Below are 17,870 nucleotides of genomic sequence, written 5' to 3'. Positions count from 1 at the left end.
CGATCTCGACCGGGCCGGCCTGGCTCTCCCTGCTGGCGGCCCTGACCATGGCGAGCCGCTTCCTCTCGCCGAACGAGGACTGCGCGCCTACGAACCCCTGGTGATGTCGGCATGGGGCACCACCGTGGCGCCGCGGTCCTCACCCTGGTGGGCGTGATCGACCCCTTCCCCTTCTCCGCGCTGTGGCGGGACGCCGCGCTGAACGACCACTCCCTGCCGGTGTGGGGCTGGTGGTCTGGTGGGCGTGATCGGCATGGCCGGCGGCTGGCGCTGGGCGTCGCGGCGCAGCGCCGGCTGCCGCCCACCTCGGCCAGCCTGATGCTCACCCTGGAGGTGGTGGCCGGAGCCGTCGCCGCCTACCTGGTGCTCGGCGATGCTGACACCGCCGCAGCTGGCCGGGTCCGTGCTGATGCTCCTGGGCATCGTCCTGTCCCAGTCGGCGCCGCCCTGCGGCGCCGGCCGCCCGCAGAGGCCGCCGTCACAGATCCGGCACCGGGCGGGGACCGCGGAGCGGGAGACACAGATCGGCATGAGACCGCCGGCCGCGCGCTCCTCGTCAGGAGGCTGTCGCGGTGTGCCGGGACACCGTCCCACGACGGTCTCGCAGTGCCGTACATGCCCACCCGCCCGTTCCGGGTGAACGCCGCCGCGCTGCACTCCTACAGCCTCACGCCGAACAACCGCACCCGCTACCTGGCCGAACTGCGTTCCGGTTCCGAGCTGCTGGCCGTGGACACACCGACGGCAGGACGCGGCGGGTCGTGGTCGGCCGGATCAAGATGGAGAGCCGCCCGATGCTGCTGATCGAGGCGGAGTCGCCCTCCGGCGGCAAGGTGAAAGTGATCGCCCAGGACGACTGGCACGTGCGGGTACTCGGCCCCGGCGGCAGCGTCCCACAACATCACCGAACTCAAGCCCGGCGACGTCATCCTCGGCTACGCGCCTCACCGACCAGCGCCATGTCGGCTGCCCCATCCGGGCGTTCCAGCAGGAGCAGTGAGCCAGGACCGCCCGTCGGCCCCGTGTCAGGCCTCGGCGGACCGGGCCTCCGCCTCAACCGAGATCGCGCGAGCGCGTCCTTCGTCGCCTTCGTCGGCCGGGAACGGGCCAGCAGGTGCACGCGCGGGTCGTCCCGCGGCGATCAGCTTCGACTGGCGCAGGGTGAGCCGGCCCCACCCTCGGGTGCGCGAAGTCCTTGTACACGGTCCGGTAGTCGTCGACGTCGTGCCGCTGCCAGAACGGGCGAAGTCGGGTGTGGTGGGCCAGCAGATCGGCCACCACCTCCGCGTAGCGGGGGTCCGCGGGCTCCTCGTCGGCGCGCATCCGGAACTGGGCGGAGCACCTGCGGGCCTGGGCCTCCAGTCCGTCATCATGGAACGCGCGGGCCGCCAGCCGAAAATGACCCACAGCATGTTGCGGCGCTCGGCCGGCAGCGCGCCGAAGTCCGTGAAGAGCGCCGCCTCCGCCCGGTTCCAGGCCACACGTCCCAGTGGTGGTCCAGCAGCATCGCCGGATTGGGCTGCACGGGCGTCCAGCAGGCTTGGAGCTGCTCGTTTGCGGCCAGGGCAGCCGCGCACCTCGCCGAGATCCGGGGCAGTTCGTTGCTGATGCCGGTACAGGTGCCGGATCTCCGGCGGCGGAGAGCCTCAAGGCCCGCGCGAGCGGAGGCGAGCACATGACGCGAGACCTTGATGTCCCCGGCCCTGCTCCAGCCACGTGTACCAGCTCAGGCTCACCCCGGACAGCGAGGCCACCTCCTCGCGGCGGCAACCCGGTGGTACGGCGGCGCGAGAAGTCGGAGATTCCCACGTCCTCGGGAGACAACCGCTCGCGCCGCGACCTCACGAACGCCCCGAGCGTACGGCGGCCGGTTGTCACCCAGATCCCTCATGGCTGCCATCGGCCCAGGCTAGCAGCGCGTACCCGGCCGTTCCCCCGGGCGCCCCCGGTCCGCGCGGCGGGCGTCCGGGCCGGGAGCCCCGCGGCGCACGCCCGGGCCGCCGGCACCTGCGGCCCGGCACGTTCAAGTGTTCCGCGCCAGGCGGTTGAACGGGCCGCGCCGGTGCCGCGCACGCGAGGCTGTGAGTATTGTCTCCTGGCTGCCCGCCCGCCGACGGCGCACGATCGGGACCGTAAAACCTTTGCGCCTCTCGTGGAAAGGCCCTGCCGTGTCCCAAGACGTACAGCCCGAGACGACCGGGTCCGCCCTCCCGCCGAGCGCGCCGGCCCGACTCGCCCCCGGCGCCGCAGACCGCGGCGCGGGTGCCGCCCGCGCTCGCCGTGGCCTGTTTTCCTCAGCAACTTCGACCGCTTCGCGATCACCCCCCTGCTGATGGCCATCGCCACCGGATTCCACGTCCGGCTCGGCCAGGTCGTGCTGGTCGCGAGCGGCTACTTCTTCGCGTACGGGTGCGCCCAGCCGGTGTGGGCATGCTGTCCGACCGCTACGGGCGCATGCGGGTCATCCGCATTCACCCTGTGCGCCGCGGCGGTGTGCGGACTGGTGTCCGCGGGCGCACACCGACCTGACCACGCTCGTGATCCTGCGGATCGCCACCCGGGGCGTTCTTCGGGGCGGTCGTCCCCGCCATCCCTGACGTACGTGGGCGACACCGTCCCCGCGGCCGTACGCCAGCGGGGCCCTGTCGGATCTGCAGCTGGCCCTCGCCATCGGCACCCGGCGGCCGCCACCCTGGTCGCCGGCGCAGCAGCAGCCCTGTTCAGCTGGCGGGTGATGCTGGCGCTGTCCGCCGTGCTGGCCGCGGTCACGGTCGCCGGCATGGCGCGGACTGTCCGAGTCCCGTGCCGACAACACCCTGCGCCCGGCCGTCCGAAACAACTCGCCTCGGTGCTGCGGCGGCGCTGGTCCTGGCTGTCATGGCCTTCGGCCTGGTCGAGGGCGCGGTACTGCTGGGCTGCTTCACCTTCCTGGCCCCGGCCCCTCGAGGACGGGGGGATCGGTGCCCTGGGCGCGGGCGGTGTGGACCGCCCTGTACGGCGCGGGCACCCTGGGCTTCTCGCGGCTGCTGAAGCGGGTGGCGATGCGCCCGGCGTGGTCGCTCTGGCTGCCGCCGGCGGCGTGATGAGTGGCGGGCGGCTTCCTGGTCGCCGCCGCCGGCCCGAACGTGTGGGGGATCGGCGCCGCCGCGATCCTGCTGGGCGGCGGCTGGTCGTTCTTCCACTCCTCGTTGCAGAACTGGGCCACCACGCTGGTGCCCGAGGCCCGCGGGCACGGCCGTCGCGCTGTTCGTGGCCTCCCTGTTCGTCGGCAGCGCGATCGGCTCGGGCCTCGGCGGCACGCTCGCCCAGCACGGCCACTACCAGCAGCTGTTCCTCCTCGCGGCGGCCACCGCCGTACCCCTGACCGTGTGCGCCGCCTGGCTGCGCCCCGCTACACGCCTACCGGCTCCTGACCCGGGCCGGCCGCGGCCCCGCGGACTCCAGGGCAACGTCCTTTCCCCGGGGACGGTGCCCTGGTCACCCCGGGCGACGAGCGGACCCGTGTACGACCCAGCGGCAGCCCGGGCCCACCGCGCTGATCTGCGGACCGGCGGCGAACCAGAGCGGGAAGAGACCGACGACGCGGCCGGGCTGCGGCGGCGTATCGGCCGCGTGCCCGATCAGTACGCGGGTTCCGCCCCGGACGCCCGCGGCAGCCCGGGGGTCTCCAGCGGCTCGCACCACAGGCCGTACACACCCGGCGCGAACGGCCCCGTGCTACCCGCTCTGCGCGGCTTTCGCGGAACGGAAGGCGAACGTCCCCAGCAACGCCAGCGCGGCCATGACGGCGGCGGCGGCGAACGCGGCGGTGATACCGCTGTTCAAGGCCTCCTTCGGCGCGTCGGCGTGGCCCCGGACGGACGACCCGAGGAGCGTGGTCAGGATCGCCAGGCCCAGCGTGACCCCGGTCTGCTGAATGGTCTGGAGCGCCCCCCCGGCGGCACCGGCCACCCCGGACGGCACGTTCGCCATGATGATCACGCTGAGCGGCATCAGCCCCAGCCCGGTGCCGCAAGCCGATCAGCACACTCGCGGCGAACACCAAAGGGAAGTAACCGGTACCGGGCGTCAGCCGCGTCAGCAGGACCAGCCCGGCCACCAGCAGCACGCAGCCGGTCATGTCACCGCCTTCGGCCCGAACCGCCGCAGCAGCCGCGGCACCAGCCGGATCATCGCGAACATCAGGACGGCCGTCGGAAGGAAACGCCAAACCGGTCGACAGCGGACCCATGCCGCGCACGTCCTGCAGATACAGGGACAGGAAGAAGAACATCGACATGCTCGCCATGTAGCCGACGAACACATTGGTGTACGCGACCGCGCGGTTGCGGTCGGCGAACAGCACCGGCGGCAGCAGCGGCTGCGCCGCCCGCCGCTCCAGGGAGGAGGAAGACCACGATCAGCGCGGCGCCCGCGAGGAGCGCGAGGCCGCTGGCCACATCACCCCACCCGTGCGTCGCGGACCGGATGAAGCCGAACACCAGGGCGGCGACACCGCCCGTCGCGGTCAGCGCGCCCGGCAGGTCCAGCCGGGCCTCCCGCCTGGGCGTGACCGGCAGGTACCGCCCGGCCAGCACGATGGCCGGCACACCCAGCGGAACATTGATGAACAGCACCGCCCGCCAGCCGAGCCACTGGGCCAGCACACCACCGAGGATCAGACCGACCGCGAACCCGACACTGGCCATCCCCGAGTACAGCGCCAGCGCGCGCACCCGGGCCTTCGGCTCGGTGAAGACGGTGTGCAGCAACGCCAGCGCGTTCGGTCCGGCCATGGCGGCACCCGCCCCCTGCACCACCCGGGCGGCCAGCAGCCAGGCGGCCGCTAGCGCCCCAGACCCCACGCAGTCGACGCCGCGGTGAACAGGACGACGCCCGCGACGAACTCCGCCGCCGTCCGAACAGATCACCCGCCCGGCCGCTGACCAGCAGCAGCCCGCCGAACGTCAGGGTGTACGCGTCAGGACCCACGGCAGACCGGTGGCCGTGAAGTCCAGGTCGGCCCGGATCCGGGCAGCACGACGTTCATGACCGTGACATCGAGGATGATCAGCAACTGGCAGCTGAGCAGGATGGCCAGCACGGCGTGAGGACGCAGGGGACGGCTGCCTTTGCCGGCCCGGCTGCCCGGGAGCGCTGTGACGTCAGACATGGGGACTCCGTGAAGGGGGAAGGAACCGGCGGCCGGACACACCCGGCACATCAACCGACCGAGATGCGCGCAGCTTTCGCGGAGCGTCGACGCAGTAGGCGGCACGCCCGTGCACGACCCGCTGGTTGTCCATGACCAGGACCTGGCCGACCCGCCACCGGTGGGCGTACATCACCTCCGGAACCGTCAACCACCGGTCCACCAGGGCGAAGAGCTCCAGGCTCTGCTCCTTGGTGCGGCCCACCACGGCCGCCCCGTAGTTGCGCTCCGGATCCTCGGGATAGTCCAGCCCGATCTGCAGCGTGTCCCCGCCGGTCACCGGGTCCACCTGCACCGGCGCCACGACCGGGTTGCCGCCGGGCCGCTCCACGTAGAAGCCCGAGACCCTGGACCAGTACTCTCGATCCGGATGCCGCGCAGGGTCTCCACCAGCTCGGCGGGAGCCGTCGCGAAGAACGCGCTGCTGCCGGCGATCAGCGTCTCACCGCCCTCGTCCGGGGCCTCCAGGCACTCCAGCCCGATGTAGCGGACCGGGTGTGCGTTCAGGATCGCGTCGACGTGCATCGGTATGGCACCGTCCGGAACTGCGAGTTGTCGGTCCCCGGCCGCTGCTCCTGGACGAGCTGGGTGCCGAACCGGTACGACACCGCCGTGCCGAGCGGCGCCATGATGTCCTCCAGGGACAGCCCGTCCGGGCCGTCGGGTTCCAGGACGACGAAGCCGTGACGCCGCAGCTTCTCCAGATACGGTGAGGCGCGCTGCGGCCGCAGCGCGCCCTCACCGTATCTGGAGAAGCTGCGGCGTCACGGCTTCGTCGTCCTGGAACCCGACGGCCCGGACGGGCTGTCCCTGGAGGACATCATGGCGCCGCTCGGCACGGCGGTGTCGTACCGGTTCGGCACCCAGCTCGTCCAGGAGCAGCGGCCGGGGACCGACAACTCGCAGTTCCGGACCGGTGCCATACCGATGCACGTCGACGCGATCCTGAACGCACACCCGGTCCGCTACATCGGGCTGGAGTGCCTGGAGGCCCCGGACGAGGGCGGTGAGACGCTGATCGCCGGCAGCAGCGCGTTCTTCGCGACGGCTCCCGCCGAGCTGGTGGAGACCCTGCGCGGCATCCGGATCGAGTACTGGTCCAGGGTCTCGGGCTTCTACGTGGAGCGGCCCGGCGGCAACCCGGTCGTGGCGCCGGTGCAGGTGGACCCGGTGACCGGCGGGGACACGCTGCAGATCGGGCTGGACTATCCCGAGGATCCGGAGCGCAACTACGGGGCGGCCGTGGTGGGCCGCACCAAGGAGCAGAGCCTGGAGCTCTTCGCCCTGGTGGACCGGTGGTTGACGGTTCCGGAGGTGATGTACGCCCACCGGTGGCGGGTCGGCCAGGTCCTGGTCATGGACAACCAGCGGGTCGTGCACGGGCGTGCCGCCTACTGCGTCGACGCTCCGCGAAAGCTGCGCCGCATCTCGGTCGGTTGATGTGCCGGGTGTGTCCGGCCGCCGGTTCCTTCCCCCCTTCACGGAGTCCCCATGTCTGACGTCACAGCGCTCCCGGGCAGCCGGGCCGGCAAAGGCAGCCGTCCCCTGCGTCCTCACGCCGTGCTGGCCATCCTGCTCAGCTGCCAGTTGCTGATCATCCTCGATGTCACGGTCATGAACGTCGTGCTGCCCCGGATCCGGGCCGACCTGGACTTCACGGCCACCGGTCTGCCGTGGGTCCTGGACGCGTACACCCTGACGTTCGGCGGGCTGCTGCTGGTCAGCGGCCGGGCGGGTGATCTGTTCGGCCGGCGGCGGATGTTCGTCGCGGGCGTCGTCCTGTTCACCGCGGCGTCGCTGGCGGGGGGTCTGGCGCAGTCGGCCGCCTGGCTGCTGGCCGCCCGGGTGGTGCAGGGGGCGGGTGCCGCCATGGCCGGACCGAACGCGCTGGCGTTGCTGCACACCGTCTTCACCGAGCCGAAGGCCCGGGTGCGCGCGCTGGCGCTGTACTCGGGGATGGCCAGTGTCGGGTTCGCGGTCGGTCTGATCCTCGGTGGTGTGCTGGCCCAGTGGCTCGGCTGGCGGGCGGTGCTGTTCATCAATGTTCCGCTGGGTGTGCCGGCCATCGTGCTGGCCGGGCGGTACCTGCCGGTCACGCCCAGGCGGGAGGCCCGGCTGGACCTGCCGGGCGCGCTGACCGCGACGGGCGGTGTCGCCGCCCTGGTGTTCGGCTTCATCCGGTCCGCGACGCACGGGTGGGGTGATGTGGCCAGCGGCCTCGCGCTCCTCGCGGGCGCCGCGCTGATCGTGGTCTTCCTCCTCCTGGAGCGGCGGGCGGCGCAGCCGCTGCTGCCGCCGGTGCTGTTCGCCGACCGCAACCGCGCGGTCGCGTACACCAATGTGTTCGTCGGCTACATGGCGAGCATGTCGATGTTCTTCTTCCTGTCCCTGTATCTGCAGGACGTGCGCGGCATGGGTCCGCTGTCGACCGGTTTGGCGTTCCTTCCGACGGCCGTCCTGATGTTCGCGATGATCCGGCTGGTGCCGCGGCTGCTGCGGCGGTTCGGGCCGAAGGCGGTGACCATGACCGGCTGCGTGCTGCTGGTGGCCGGGCTGGTCCTGCTGACGCGGCTGACGCCCGGTACCGGTTACTTCCCTTTGGTGTTCGCCGCGAGTGTGCTGATCGGCTGCGGCACCGGGCTGGGGCTGATGCCGCTCAGCGTGATCATCATGGCGAACGTGCCGTCCGGGGTGGCCGGTGCCGCCGGGGGGGCGCTCCAGACCATTCAGCAGACCGGGGTCACGCTGGGCCTGGCGATCCTGACCACGCTCCTCGGGTCGTCCGTCCGGGGCCACGCCGACGCGCCGAAGGAGGCCTTGAACAGCGGTATCACCGCCGCGTTCGCCGCCGCCGCCGTCATGGCCGCGCTGGCGTTGCTGGGGACGTTCGCCTTCCGTTCCGCGAAAGCCGCGCAGAGCGGGTAGCACGGGGCCGTTCGCGCCGGGTGTGTACGGCCTGTGGTGCGAGCCGCTGGAGACCCCCGGGCTGCCGCGGGCGTCCGGGGCGGAACCCGCGTACTGATCGGGCACGCGGCCGATACGCCGCCGCAGCCCGGCCGCGTCGTCGGTCTCTTCCCGCTCTGGTTCGCCGCCGGTCCGCAGATCAGCGCGGTGGGCCCGGGCTGCCGCTGGGTCGTACACGGGTCCGCTCGTCGCCCGGGGTGACCAGGGCACCGTCCCCGGGGAAAGGACGGTGCCCTGGAGTCCGCGGGGCCGCGGCCGGCCCGGGTCAGGAGCCGGTAGGCGTGTAGCGGGTGCGCAGCCAGGCGGCGCACACGGTCAGGGGTACGGCGGTGGCCGCCGCGAGGAGGAACAGCTGCTGGTAGTGGCCGTGCTGGGCGAGCGTGCCGCCGAGGCCCGAGCCGATCGCGCTGCCGACGAACAGGGAGGCCACGAACAGCGCGACGGCCGTGCCGCGGGCCTCGGGCACCAGCGTGGTGGCCCAGTTCTGCAACGAGGAGTGGAAGAACGACCAGCCGCCGCCCAGCAGGATCGCGGCGGCGCCGATCCCCCACACGTTCGGGCCGGCGGCGGCGACCAGGAAGCCGCCCGCCATCATCACGCCGCCGGCGGCCAGCAGCGACCACGCCGGGCGCATCGCCACCCGCTTCAGCAGCCGCGAGAAGCCCAGGGTGCCCGCGCCGTACAGGGCGGTCACACCGCCCGCGCCCAGGGCACCGATCCCCCCGTCCTCGAGGGCCGGGGCCAGGAAGGTGAAGCAGCCCAGCAGTACCGCGCCCTCGACCAGGCCGAAGGCCATGACCAGCCAGGACCAGCGCCGCCGCAGCACCGAGGCGAGTTGTTCGGACGGCCGGCGCAGGGTGGTGTCGGCACGGGACTCGGACAGTCCGCGCATGCCGGCGACCGTGACCGCGGCCAGCACGGCGGACAGCGCCAGCATCACCCGCCAGCTGAACAGGGCTGCTGCTGCGCCGGCGACCAGGGTGGCGGCCGCGGTGCCGATGGCGAGGGCCAGCTGCAGATCCGACAGGGCCCGCTGGCGTACGGCCGCGGGGACGGTGTCGCCCACGTACGTCAGGGAGGCGGGGACGACCGCCCCGAAGAACGCCCCGGTGGCGATCCGCAGGATCACGAGCGTGGTCAGGTCGGGTGCGGCCGCGGACACCAGTCCGCACACCGCCGCGGCGCACAGGGTGAAGCGGATGACCCGCATGCGCCCGTAGCGGTCGGACAGCATGCCCCACACCGGCTGGGCGCACCCGTACGCGAAGAAGTAGCCGCTCGCGACCAGCACGACCTGGCCGAGCCGGACGTGGAATCCGGTGGCGATGGCCATCAGCAGGGGGGTGATCGCGAAGCGGTCGAAGTTGCTGAGGAAACAGGCCACGGCGAGCGCGGGCGGCACCCGCGCCGCGGTCTGCGGCGCCGGGGGCGAGTCGGCCGGCGCGCTCGGCGGGAGGGCGGACCCGGTCGTCTCGGGCTGTACGTCTTGGGACACGGCAGGGCCTTTCCACGAGAGGCGCAAAGGTTTTACGGTCCCGATCGTGCGCCGTCGGCGGGCGGGCAGCCAGGAGACAAATACTCACAGCCTCGCGTGCGCGGCACCGGCGCGGCCGTTCAACCGCCTGGCGCGGAACACTTGAACGTGCCGGGCCGCAGGTGCCGGCGGCCCGGGCGTGCGCCGCGGGGCTCCCGGCCCGGACGCCCGCCGCGCGGACCGGGGGCGCCCCGGGGGAACGGCCGGTACGCGCTGCTAGCCTGGGCCGATGGCAGCCATGAGGGATCTGGGTGACACCGGCCGCCGTACGCTCGGGGCGTTCGTGAGGTCGCGGCGCGAGCGGTTGTCTCCCGAGGACGTGGGAATCTCCGACTTCTCGCGCCGCCGTACCCCCGGGTTGCGCCGCGAGGAGGTGGCCTCGCTGTCCGGGGTGAGCCTGAGCTGGTACACGTGGCTGGAGCAGGGCCGGGACATCAAGGTCTCGCGTCAGGTGCTCGCCTCGCTCGCGCGGGCCTTGAGGCTCTCCGCGCCGGAGATCCGGCACCTGTACCGGCTCAGCAACGAACTGCCCCCGGATCTCGGCGAGGTGCGCGGCTGCCCTGGCCGCAACGAGCAGCTCCAAGCCCTGCTGGACGCCCTGCAGCCCAATCCGGCGATGCTGCTGGACCACCACTGGGACGTGGTGGCCTGGAACCGGGCGGAGGCGGCGCTCTTCACGGACTTCGGCGCGCTGCCGGCCGAGCGCCGCAACATGCTGTGGGTCATTTTCGGCTGGCGGCCCGCGCGTTCCCTGATGACGGACTGGGAGGCCCAGGCCACGCAGGTGCTCGCCCAGTTCCGGATGCGCGCCGACGAGGAGCCCGCGGACCCCCGCTACGCGGAGGTGGTGGCCGATCTGCTGGCCCACACACCCGACTTCGCCCGTTTCTGGCAGCGGCACGACGTCGCCGACTACCGGACCGTGTACAAGGACTTCGCGCACCCGAGGGTGGGCCGGCTCACCCTGCGCCAGTCGAAGCTGATCGCCGCGGACGACCCGCGCGTGCACCTGCTGGCCCGTTTCCCGGCCGACGAGGCGACGAAGGACGCGCTCGCGCGACTCGGTTGAGGCGAGGCCCGGTCCGCCGAGGCCGTGACACGGGGCCGACGGGCGGTCCTGGCTCACTGCTCCTGCTGGAACTCCCGGATGGGGCAGCCGACATGGCGCTGGTCGGTGAGCGCGTAGCCGAGGATGACGTCGCCGGGCTTGAGTTCGGTGATGTTGTGGACGCTGCCGCCGGGGCCGAGTACCCGCACGTGCCAGTCGTCCTGGGCGATCACGTTCACCTTGCCGCCGGAGGGCGACTCCGCCTCGATCAGCAGCATCGGGCGGCTCTCCATCTTGATCCGGCCGACCACGACCCGCCGCGTCCTGCCGTCGGTGTCCACGGCCAGCAGCTCGGAACCGGAACGCAGTTCGGCCAGGTAGCGGGTGCGGTTGTTCGGCGTGAGGCTGTAGGAGTGCAGCGCGGCGGCGTTCACCCGGAACGGGCGGGTGGGCATGTACGGCACCTGCGAGACCGTCGTGCTGGACGGTGTCCCGGCACACCGCGACAGCCTCCTGACCGAGGAGGAGCGCGCGGCCGGCGGTCTCATGCCGATCTGTGTCTCCCGCTCCCGCGGTCCCCGCCCGGTGCCGGATCTGTGACGGCGGCCTCTGCGGGCGGCCGGCGCCGCAGGGCGGCCGACTGGGACAGGACGATGCCCAGGAGCATCAGCACGGACCCGGCCAGCTGCGGCGGTGTCAGCACCTCGCCGAGCACCAGGTAGGCGGCGACGGCTCCGGCCACCACCTCCAGGGTGAGCATCAGGCTGGCCGAGGTGGGCGGCAGCCGGCGCTGCGCCGCGACGCCCAGCGCCAGCCCGCCGGCCATGCCGATCACGCCCACCCAGACCACCAGCCCCCACACCGGCAGGGAGTGGTCGTTCAGCGCGGCGTCCCGCCACAGCGCGGAGAAGGGGAAGGGGTCGATCACGCCCACCAGGGTGAGGACCGCGGCGTCCACGGTGGTGCCCCATGCCGACATCACCAGGGGTTCGTAGGCGCGCAGTCCTCGTTCGGCGAGCAGGAAGCGGCTCGCCATGGTCAGGGCCGCCAGCAGGGCGAGCGCCAGGCCGGCCCGGTCGAGATCGCCGCCGGAGGACCACACCCGCCCGGTCAGCGCGAGGCCGCCGAGGGCGAGCGCGATCCCCAGCCAGACCAGCCCGGAGAGCTGCTTTCCCTGCACGAGCCGTACCCAGAGGGCGACCAGCACCGGCGACAGGTACTCCACCAGCAGCGCGACACCCACGGGCAGCCGGGTCAGGGCCATGGTGAAGGCGACCTGGTTCACGGCGAGGCTGACCGTGCCGTACACCAGGACCAGCCACCAGTCGCGGACCCTGACCCGCAGGCGGCCGCGGTGCACGACCGCCGCGATGAGCATCAGCAGCACGGCGCCCACGACCGCGCGGGCCTGGATGATGTCGACCGCCGACAGACCGGCGGTTCCCATGGCCTTCAGGGCGGGGGCGGCACCGCCCATCGCGGCGGCGGCCGCGACCGCCAGGGCGATACCGGCGAGCACCCCGCCGTTCCCGTGCCCGCCCGGGGCGCGCACGGGACGCGGGGGTGTGCCGCTGTGTGCCTTCGGAGTCGCCATCGAGCCGCTGCTTCCTTCGCTTCGTCGTCCCCGTGGCGGGTCAGCCGGCGGCCACGGCCGTCAGACGGCGCGCCGCCGTCACGAACGTGTCGTCCAGCTTGTCCACCGTGTTGATGCCCAGTTGCAGCAGGGCGTCGTCGAACTCGGCGCGCAGGATGTCCAGGACGCGCTCCACCCCCTGCTGGCCGCCGAGTCCGAGGCCCCACAGATAGGGCCTGCCGATGCACACGGCCCGTGCGCCGAGCGCGATCGCCTTGGCGATGTCGGTCCCGGAGCGGATTCCGCCGTCGAGCAGCACCGGGTGGTCGCGCGGTACGGCTTCGACGACCGAGCGGAGGGCGAACAGGGCGGGTACGACACCGTCCAGCTGGCGGCCACCGTGGTTGGAGACGATGGTCGCGTCCATGCCCAGTTCGACGCAGCGCCGGACGTCGGCCGGCCGCACCAGGCCCTTGACCAGCAGCGGCAGCCGGGTCCGGTTGCGGATCCACTCCAGGTCGGCCCAGGTGACGGGGAGTTTCTCGTGCCGTCCGCTGGCCGGCGGGTCGCCTCGCAGGATGCCCAGTGCGCGCAGGGTGCCGTAGTCGACTCCCGGGGGCAGCCGGTACCCGGCCCGCAGGGTGGTCAGCCGGCGGGCCGCGAACGACGCGTCGACCGTGACCACGATGGCCGAGGCCCCGCACTCCTCCGCGTACGCCAAGGTGGCCTCGACGTCCGCGCGGGAGCGGTAGGGGAAGAGCTGGAACCATGTGTGTCCGGGCGTCTCGCGCGCGATGTCGGCGTAGGGGTGGTGCGAGTCGGTGCTGACGACCGACAGCAGGCCGTGGCGGGCCGCCGCGCGCGCGGTGGCCAGTTCGGCGTCCGGGTGCACCAGCCGCTGCGGGCTCGTGGGGGCGAGCAGGAGCGGCATGGCGAGGGTGTGGCCCAGTACGGTGACCGACGTGTCGAGTGTGTGCGGACCGTCGTGGAGTCCCCGCGGCTGCAGCCACACGTCGCCGAACGCGGCGGTGTTGGCCGCCACCACGCTGTCCGAACCGGCCCCGCCCGCCACGTACTGGGCGATGGGCGGGTCCGCCTGCGCCGTCCACCGCTGCTCGAAATCGGCGAGCGACAGCAACGCGTCGAGTTCGGTCATCGGGGTCTCCGGCGGGTTCACCAGATGCCCTGGATGGCCGGGATCGGCGGGATGACGCGTGATCCGCCCATCATCTGCAGTACCGAACGGGGAACGGACTGGATGGAGTAGAACCGGCGCAGCCACCGGTCCTGCCCGTCGTAGCGGGGGGTGAACGCCGACCGTCCGTGCGCCGCGACGTGGTTGTCCAGCAGGGCGCAGTCGCCCGGCTGCATGATCACCTCGTGGCAGACCTCCTCCAGTGCCTCGGCCAGCGCGCGCAGGGCGGCGCGGCCCGCCTTGCTCAGGGAGACGGTGTTGTGTGAGTTGAAGCGCATGAGCGGTTTGCCGGCGTCGCCGAAGAGGACCGGGTGGGGGCCGGCCGGCGCGGGTTCCACGGTGCTGTCCCGGGTGAAGGAGCCCGGGTAGTTGCTGTAGAACTGGCATTCCCGCAGGACGTCCAGGGTCGACGGCTTGAGCCGCTCGACGGCCTCCCGGACGGAGGAGACGCGGGTCGCGGCGACCTTGTCGTGGTCCTGCCGCAGGCAGATCAGGCCGATGAAGTCCGGGCGCAGGGCGTGGTGGACGTTCTCGATGTGGAAGTCGAACGCCACCGAGCCGGAGCCCTCGATCCGGGTCTCCTCGCCGGGCAGCGGCTGCACGTTGTGGACGAGGTCGCCGTTCTTCTCGTCGGCGTAGCCGATCATGGTGCCGAGCGTCTCGGCGATGATCATGGCCAGGCCGGCCGTGCCGTGGCCCGGCAGGGTCGCGGGTTCGCCGTCGGAGTGGGTGGGCGGGAGCTCGCCGACCTCCAGGCCGCGCAGCAGCAGGAAACCCGTCGTGCCCGAGTCCTCGCCGAAGCGCCGTACCGCTTGCCGCACCCGCTCGGGCAGGTCGTCGGGGCGGACGGCATCGGGGCCTTGGTGCACGATCTGTTCGGCCCGTTCCCACATGACCGAACGTTCTTGATCGTTCAGTTCCAGTAACGCCGCAGTCATCGATTCCTCGCAATTCCCCTGCGCTGACCGGCAGGTGATCAACCACTGGTGTCCTGGTGGCATGCCGCTGGTGCCTGGTGGCGGCGTGCTGGCCGAGCCCATTTCAAAACCGACCGTCTGGTTTTGTCAACCGCATAGAAAACCGACTGTCCGGTTGTCTTTCAGGGTCGGCCTGACTACCGTCAGCTGGCGGCGGAGCGCCACAGGGGTGCACCGACGCGGAGGGACGACCATGGCACGCTTATCACCTGTTCTCAAACAGGCGACCCCGGTAACCGTCAGCCATGCCAGAGGGCTTGACGTGTTCGGGGAGGATGGACAGAGGTATCTGGACTTCACCGCGGGCATCGGGGTCACCAGCACGGGACACTGCCACCCCGCCGTGGTCGACGCGATCGCCGAGCAGGCCGGCAAACTGATTCACGGTCAGTACGTGACGGTCCGGCACCGTCCGCTGCTCGACCTGTGCGAGCGGCTGGGACAGGTGCTTCCGGCTCCCCTTCAGTCCCTGTTCTTCGCCAACTCCGGCAGCGAGGCCATGGAGGCGGCGCTGCGCCTGGCCCGGCAGGCCACGGGCCGTCCCAACGTCATCGTCTTCCACGGCGGCTTCCACGGCCGCACGGTGGGCGCCGCCTCGCTGACCACGTCCAGCCCCCGGTTCCGCACGGGCTACGCACCCCTGATGAGCGGGGTGCACATCGCGCCGTTCCCGACCGCCTACCGGTACGGCTGGAGCGAGGACGCGGCCATCCGGTTCGCCCTGCAGGAACTCGACTACCTCCTGGCGACGGTGACCGCCCCGGAGGACACCGCGGCCCTCATCGTGGAACCGGTGCTGGGCGAGGGCGGGTTCGTCCCCGCCGGCACCGCCTTCCTGCAGGGGCTGCGCGAGCGCGCCGACCGCCACGGCTTCCTGCTGGTCATGGACGAGGTGCAGACCGGGTTCGGCCGCACCGGACGGTTCTGGGGACACCAGCACTCCGGGGTCGAGCCGGACATCCTCGTCGCCGCCAAGGGCATGACCAGCGGGCTCCCGCTGTCCGTGATGGCCACCTCGGAGAAGCTGATGGCCGCGGCGCCCGCGGGCTCCCAGGGCGGGACGTACGGCGGCAACGCGGTGGCGTGCGCCGCCGCGCTCGCCACCCTGGACGTCATCGAGCGGGAGGAGCTGGTGGCGAACGCGGCCCGGCAGGGCCGCTCCCTGGCCGAGGGCCTGAAGCGGATCGCGGCCGACCACGACATCACCGGAGACGTCCGCGGGCTCGGCCTCATGCTCGGCTGGGAGTTCTCCGACGCCCAGGGGCAGCCGGACCCCGCCACCGTGCTCCGGGTCCAGCAGGCGGCCGTCACCGAGGGGCTGCTGCTGCAGATCGGCGGGCCGCTGCGCAACGTACTGCGGCTGCTGCCCGCGCTGACGGTGAACGACGACCAGGTCGACGAAGCGCTGCGCGCGCTGTCCCGTGCCGTCGCCACGGCCACCGGGCAGGCGCACGCGGACCGGAGGGAGGAGCGGGTATGACCGTCGAGTCAGGCACGGCACGCACGATGCGGATGCGGGCGGTTCCCGGGGCGCGGCTGGCCACGCTGCCGCAGGTGCAGCGGCTGGACCCGGCTGTCCGCCGGGACATCCGGGTGGTCAGCTCGGTCCTGCCGTTCAAGGTCAACAACTACGTGCTCGACGAACTGATCGACTGGGACCGGGCCCCGGACGATCCCCTCTACCGGCTCACCTTCCCGGACCGCGGCATGCTGCCGCAGCCGGTCTTCGACGAGATCGCGGCGCTGATCGACCGCGACGCCGGCCGGGAGGAGCTGCGCGCCGCGGTCAACCAGGCGCGGCTGAGCCTCAATCCGCACCCCGGGGACCAGCTGCAGGCGAATGTGCCGCAGGGGGAGAACGGGGCGCTCAACGGGCTGCAGCACAAGTACCGGGAGACCGTGCTCGTCTTCCCCGGGCAGGGCCAGACCTGCCACGCCTACTGCGGATACTGCTTCCGCTGGGCGCAGTTCATCGGCGTGGCGGAGCTGAAGCAGGCCGTGTCCGGGCCGGAGCAGGCGCTCGGCTATCTCTCCGGGCACCCCGAGGTCTCGGACGTGCTGTTCACCGGCGGGGACCCGATGATCATGTCCACGGAGCGGCTCCGGGCCTACGTCACCCCGCTGCTGGAGCCCCGCTTCGAACACATCCGCAACATCCGCTTCGGCACCAAGGCGCTGTCGTACTGGCCGTACCGGTTCACCACCGACGACGACGCGGACGAGCTGCTGCGGCTGCTGGAACGGGCCACCTCGCTCGGCAGGCACGTCGCCGTGATGGCACACTTCTCGCACTACAACGAGCTGGAGACCGAAGCCTGCCGGGAGGCCATCCGGCGCATCCGGGACACCGGTGCGGTGATCCGGGCGCAGGCGCCCCTGGTGCGTCACGTCAATGACGACCCGGCGGTGTGGGCGCGGATGTGGCGGACGATGACCAACCTCGGGGTGGTGCCCTACTACATGTTCGTGGAGCGGGACACCGGGGCCAGCCAGTACTTCGAACTGCCGCTGCGCCGGGCGGTCTCCGTCTACCGCGACGCGATATCCGCCGTCTCCGGGCTGGAGCGCACGGCACGCGGGCCGGTGATGTCCGCCTCGCCGGGCAAGGTGGTGCTCGACGGCACCGCCCGGATCGCCGGTCAGGACGTGTTCTGCTGCCGTTTTCTGCAGGCGCGCGACCCCGACTGGGTGGGGCGGCCGTTCTTCGCGAAGCTCGACGAGCACGCGGTGTGGTTCGACGACCTCAAGCCCGCCTTCGACGAACCGTGGTTCTGGCAGGCGGAAGGCTGACCCGCCGCACACCAGGAGAGCCCAGGCCGGCCGGCCTGGGCTCTCGCTTCTGTTGGTGGTTCCCGACCGGTGCCGCTGTTTCCGGCCCTTTCGAACCGACCGGGCCGTCCGACGGCCCGCGCCGGTCAGGTCAGGCCAGGAACTCGTCGTGCAGGGCCGCCACCGCGCGGGCGCCGTCCGTCTCGGGCACCGTCGCGGAGATCCGGCTCTGCGAGGTGGTCACGGACAGCGGGTCGATCCCCCTGCCCAGCAGCGCTTGCAGCATCCGTCCCGTGATCCGGGGGTCGCTCATCAACCCGGCGCCGACGACGGACACCTTCGCCACCGCCGCGTCGACGGCGAGGCTGCCGGGCAGGGTGGTGAGCAGGCTCGTGACGGTGCCGACCTCCTCGGCCGGCACGGTGAAGTCCCAGCCGTGCCGGCCCGAGCGGTCCGTCCAGCGGGTCGTCACGTCGACCGGCGCGGACGCGTCGGCCAGCAGGGCGAGGACTTCCCTCCCGCGCAACGGGACGTCCCCGGAGCCGGTGACGAACGTGATCCGGGCGTGGCCCGGCTCGTGGGACACAGCCACCACACGGTCCTCGGCTTCCAGCATGAC

At 72.3% G+C, this 17,870-nt stretch carries 17 protein-coding genes and 4 pseudogenes; 9 read left to right on the top strand and 12 right to left on the bottom strand.

What is annotated here, in order from left to right; all coding sequences use genetic code 11:
- Positions 1–111 precede the first annotated feature (111 nt).
- Entirely contained in the window at positions 112–804 is a 693-nt protein-coding gene (locus tag Srubr_RS09180) for a 3-dehydroquinate synthase II (protein ID WP_373319121.1), read from the top strand.
- A gap of 249 nt (positions 805–1,053) precedes the next feature.
- On the opposite strand, the gene Srubr_RS41885 is transcribed toward Srubr_RS09180, so the two are convergent.
- A complete protein-coding gene (locus tag Srubr_RS41885; RefSeq protein ID WP_373319120.1) occupies positions 1,054–1,677 on the bottom strand; it encodes an MmyB family transcriptional regulator in 624 nt (207 codons plus the stop codon).
- 1,283 nt (positions 1,678–2,960) lie between these two features.
- Between Srubr_RS41885 and Srubr_RS41360 the strand changes: the two genes are divergently transcribed.
- Together Srubr_RS41360 and Srubr_RS41880 are read left to right on the top strand one after the other, a co-directional pair.
- Positions 2,961–3,083, top strand: coding sequence for a hypothetical protein (locus Srubr_RS41360; RefSeq protein WP_268987382.1), 123 nt, complete (start codon positions 2,961–2,963; stop codon positions 3,081–3,083).
- 136 nt (positions 3,084–3,219) lie between these two features.
- Positions 3,220–3,450: pseudogene (locus tag Srubr_RS41880) on the top strand (MFS transporter); the annotation flags it as partial.
- A 267-nt stretch (positions 3,451–3,717) separates the two neighbouring features.
- Here the strand turns inward: Srubr_RS41880 and Srubr_RS09165 are convergent.
- From Srubr_RS09165 to Srubr_RS41350, 5 genes and pseudogenes are all read right to left on the bottom strand, one after another.
- A complete protein-coding gene (locus tag Srubr_RS09165; protein ID WP_203854944.1) occupies positions 3,718–3,972 on the bottom strand; it encodes a hypothetical protein in 255 nt (84 codons plus the stop codon).
- 209 nt (positions 3,973–4,181) lie between these two features.
- Entirely contained in the window at positions 4,182–4,844 is a 663-nt protein-coding gene (locus Srubr_RS09160; protein ID WP_203854943.1) for an MFS transporter, read from the bottom strand.
- A gap of 116 nt (positions 4,845–4,960) precedes the next feature.
- Entirely contained in the window at positions 4,961–5,152 is a 192-nt protein-coding gene (locus Srubr_RS09155) for a hypothetical protein (RefSeq protein ID WP_203854942.1), read from the bottom strand.
- Positions 5,145–5,471, bottom strand: a complete 327-nt coding sequence (locus Srubr_RS41355) for a TauD/TfdA family dioxygenase (RefSeq protein ID WP_203854941.1) — start codon at positions 5,469–5,471, stop codon at positions 5,145–5,147. The genes Srubr_RS09155 and Srubr_RS41355 overlap by 8 nt, the downstream gene beginning before the upstream one ends.
- Positions 5,468–5,728: pseudogene (locus Srubr_RS41350) on the bottom strand (TauD/TfdA family dioxygenase); the annotation flags it as partial. The gene Srubr_RS41355 and the pseudogene Srubr_RS41350, both read right to left, overlap by 4 nt.
- 285 nt (positions 5,729–6,013) lie before the next feature.
- Here Srubr_RS41350 and Srubr_RS09140 point away from each other — a divergent pair.
- Both Srubr_RS09140 and Srubr_RS09135 read left to right on the top strand, forming a co-directional pair.
- Positions 6,014–6,631 carry a TauD/TfdA family dioxygenase gene (locus Srubr_RS09140; protein WP_203854939.1) on the top strand — a complete coding sequence of 206 codons (618 nt, stop codon included), beginning with the start codon at positions 6,014–6,016 and terminating at the stop codon, positions 6,629–6,631.
- 51 nt (positions 6,632–6,682) lie between these two features.
- Entirely contained in the window at positions 6,683–8,116 is a 1,434-nt protein-coding gene (locus Srubr_RS09135; RefSeq protein WP_189999930.1) for an MFS transporter, read from the top strand.
- A 304-nt stretch (positions 8,117–8,420) separates the two neighbouring features.
- Here Srubr_RS09135 and Srubr_RS09130 read toward each other — a convergent pair whose 3' ends face one another.
- Entirely contained in the window at positions 8,421–9,650 is a 1,230-nt protein-coding gene (locus tag Srubr_RS09130) for an MFS transporter (protein WP_189999931.1), read from the bottom strand.
- A 268-nt stretch (positions 9,651–9,918) separates the two neighbouring features.
- Between Srubr_RS09130 and Srubr_RS09125 the strand changes: the two genes are divergently transcribed.
- Positions 9,919–10,758, top strand: coding sequence for a helix-turn-helix transcriptional regulator (locus tag Srubr_RS09125; protein WP_229927028.1), 840 nt, complete (start codon positions 9,919–9,921; stop codon positions 10,756–10,758).
- Between the two features lie 53 nt (positions 10,759–10,811).
- Here the strand turns inward: Srubr_RS09125 and Srubr_RS09120 are convergent.
- A pseudogene (locus tag Srubr_RS09120) lies at positions 10,812–11,201 on the bottom strand (3-dehydroquinate synthase II); the annotation flags it as partial.
- Between Srubr_RS09120 and Srubr_RS42195 the strand changes: the two are divergent.
- A pseudogene (locus Srubr_RS42195) lies at positions 11,188–11,337 on the top strand (oxidoreductase); the annotation flags it as partial. The pseudogenes Srubr_RS09120 and Srubr_RS42195 sit on opposite strands and share 14 nt — an antisense overlap.
- Here the strand turns inward: Srubr_RS42195 and Srubr_RS09115 are convergent.
- Genes Srubr_RS09115 through Srubr_RS09105 form a run of 3 tightly spaced genes read right to left on the bottom strand, consistent with a single transcriptional unit; the run spans position 11,282 to position 14,443 of the window.
- A complete protein-coding gene (locus tag Srubr_RS09115; protein WP_189997934.1) occupies positions 11,282–12,331 on the bottom strand; it encodes a DMT family transporter in 1,050 nt (349 codons plus the stop codon). The pseudogene Srubr_RS42195 and the gene Srubr_RS09115 overlap by 56 nt on opposite strands.
- Before the next feature lie 40 nt (positions 12,332–12,371).
- Complete coding sequence (locus tag Srubr_RS09110; RefSeq protein WP_189997935.1) at positions 12,372–13,466, bottom strand: alpha-hydroxy acid oxidase; 1,095 nt, start codon at positions 13,464–13,466, stop codon at positions 12,372–12,374.
- A 17-nt stretch (positions 13,467–13,483) separates the two neighbouring features.
- Positions 13,484–14,443, bottom strand: a complete 960-nt coding sequence (locus Srubr_RS09105; protein WP_189997936.1) for a TauD/TfdA family dioxygenase — start codon at positions 14,441–14,443, stop codon at positions 13,484–13,486.
- Between the two features lie 232 nt (positions 14,444–14,675).
- On the opposite strand from Srubr_RS09105, the gene Srubr_RS09100 reads away from it, so the two are divergent.
- The gene (locus Srubr_RS09100) at positions 14,676–15,962 is read left to right on the top strand and encodes an aspartate aminotransferase family protein (RefSeq protein ID WP_189997937.1); all 1,287 of its coding nucleotides are present in this window, start codon (positions 14,676–14,678) and stop codon (positions 15,960–15,962) included.
- Positions 15,959–17,272, top strand: a complete 1,314-nt coding sequence (locus Srubr_RS09095) for a KamA family radical SAM protein (RefSeq protein ID WP_203854937.1) — start codon at positions 15,959–15,961, stop codon at positions 17,270–17,272. The genes Srubr_RS09100 and Srubr_RS09095 overlap by 4 nt, the downstream gene beginning before the upstream one ends.
- Positions 17,273–17,402: 130 nt before the next feature.
- On the opposite strand, the gene Srubr_RS09090 is transcribed toward Srubr_RS09095, so the two are convergent.
- Complete coding sequence (locus Srubr_RS09090) at positions 17,403–17,867, bottom strand: ACT domain-containing protein (protein ID WP_189997938.1); 465 nt, start codon at positions 17,865–17,867, stop codon at positions 17,403–17,405.
- Between the last annotated feature and the right edge of the window lie 3 nt (positions 17,868–17,870).

This window comes from Streptomyces rubradiris, assembly GCF_016860525.1.
GTDB lineage: Bacteria > Actinomycetota > Actinomycetes > Streptomycetales > Streptomycetaceae > Streptomyces > Streptomyces rubradiris.
Note: the sequence above shows the minus strand (reverse complement) of the source record. Positions and strands in the feature narration are given on the sequence as shown.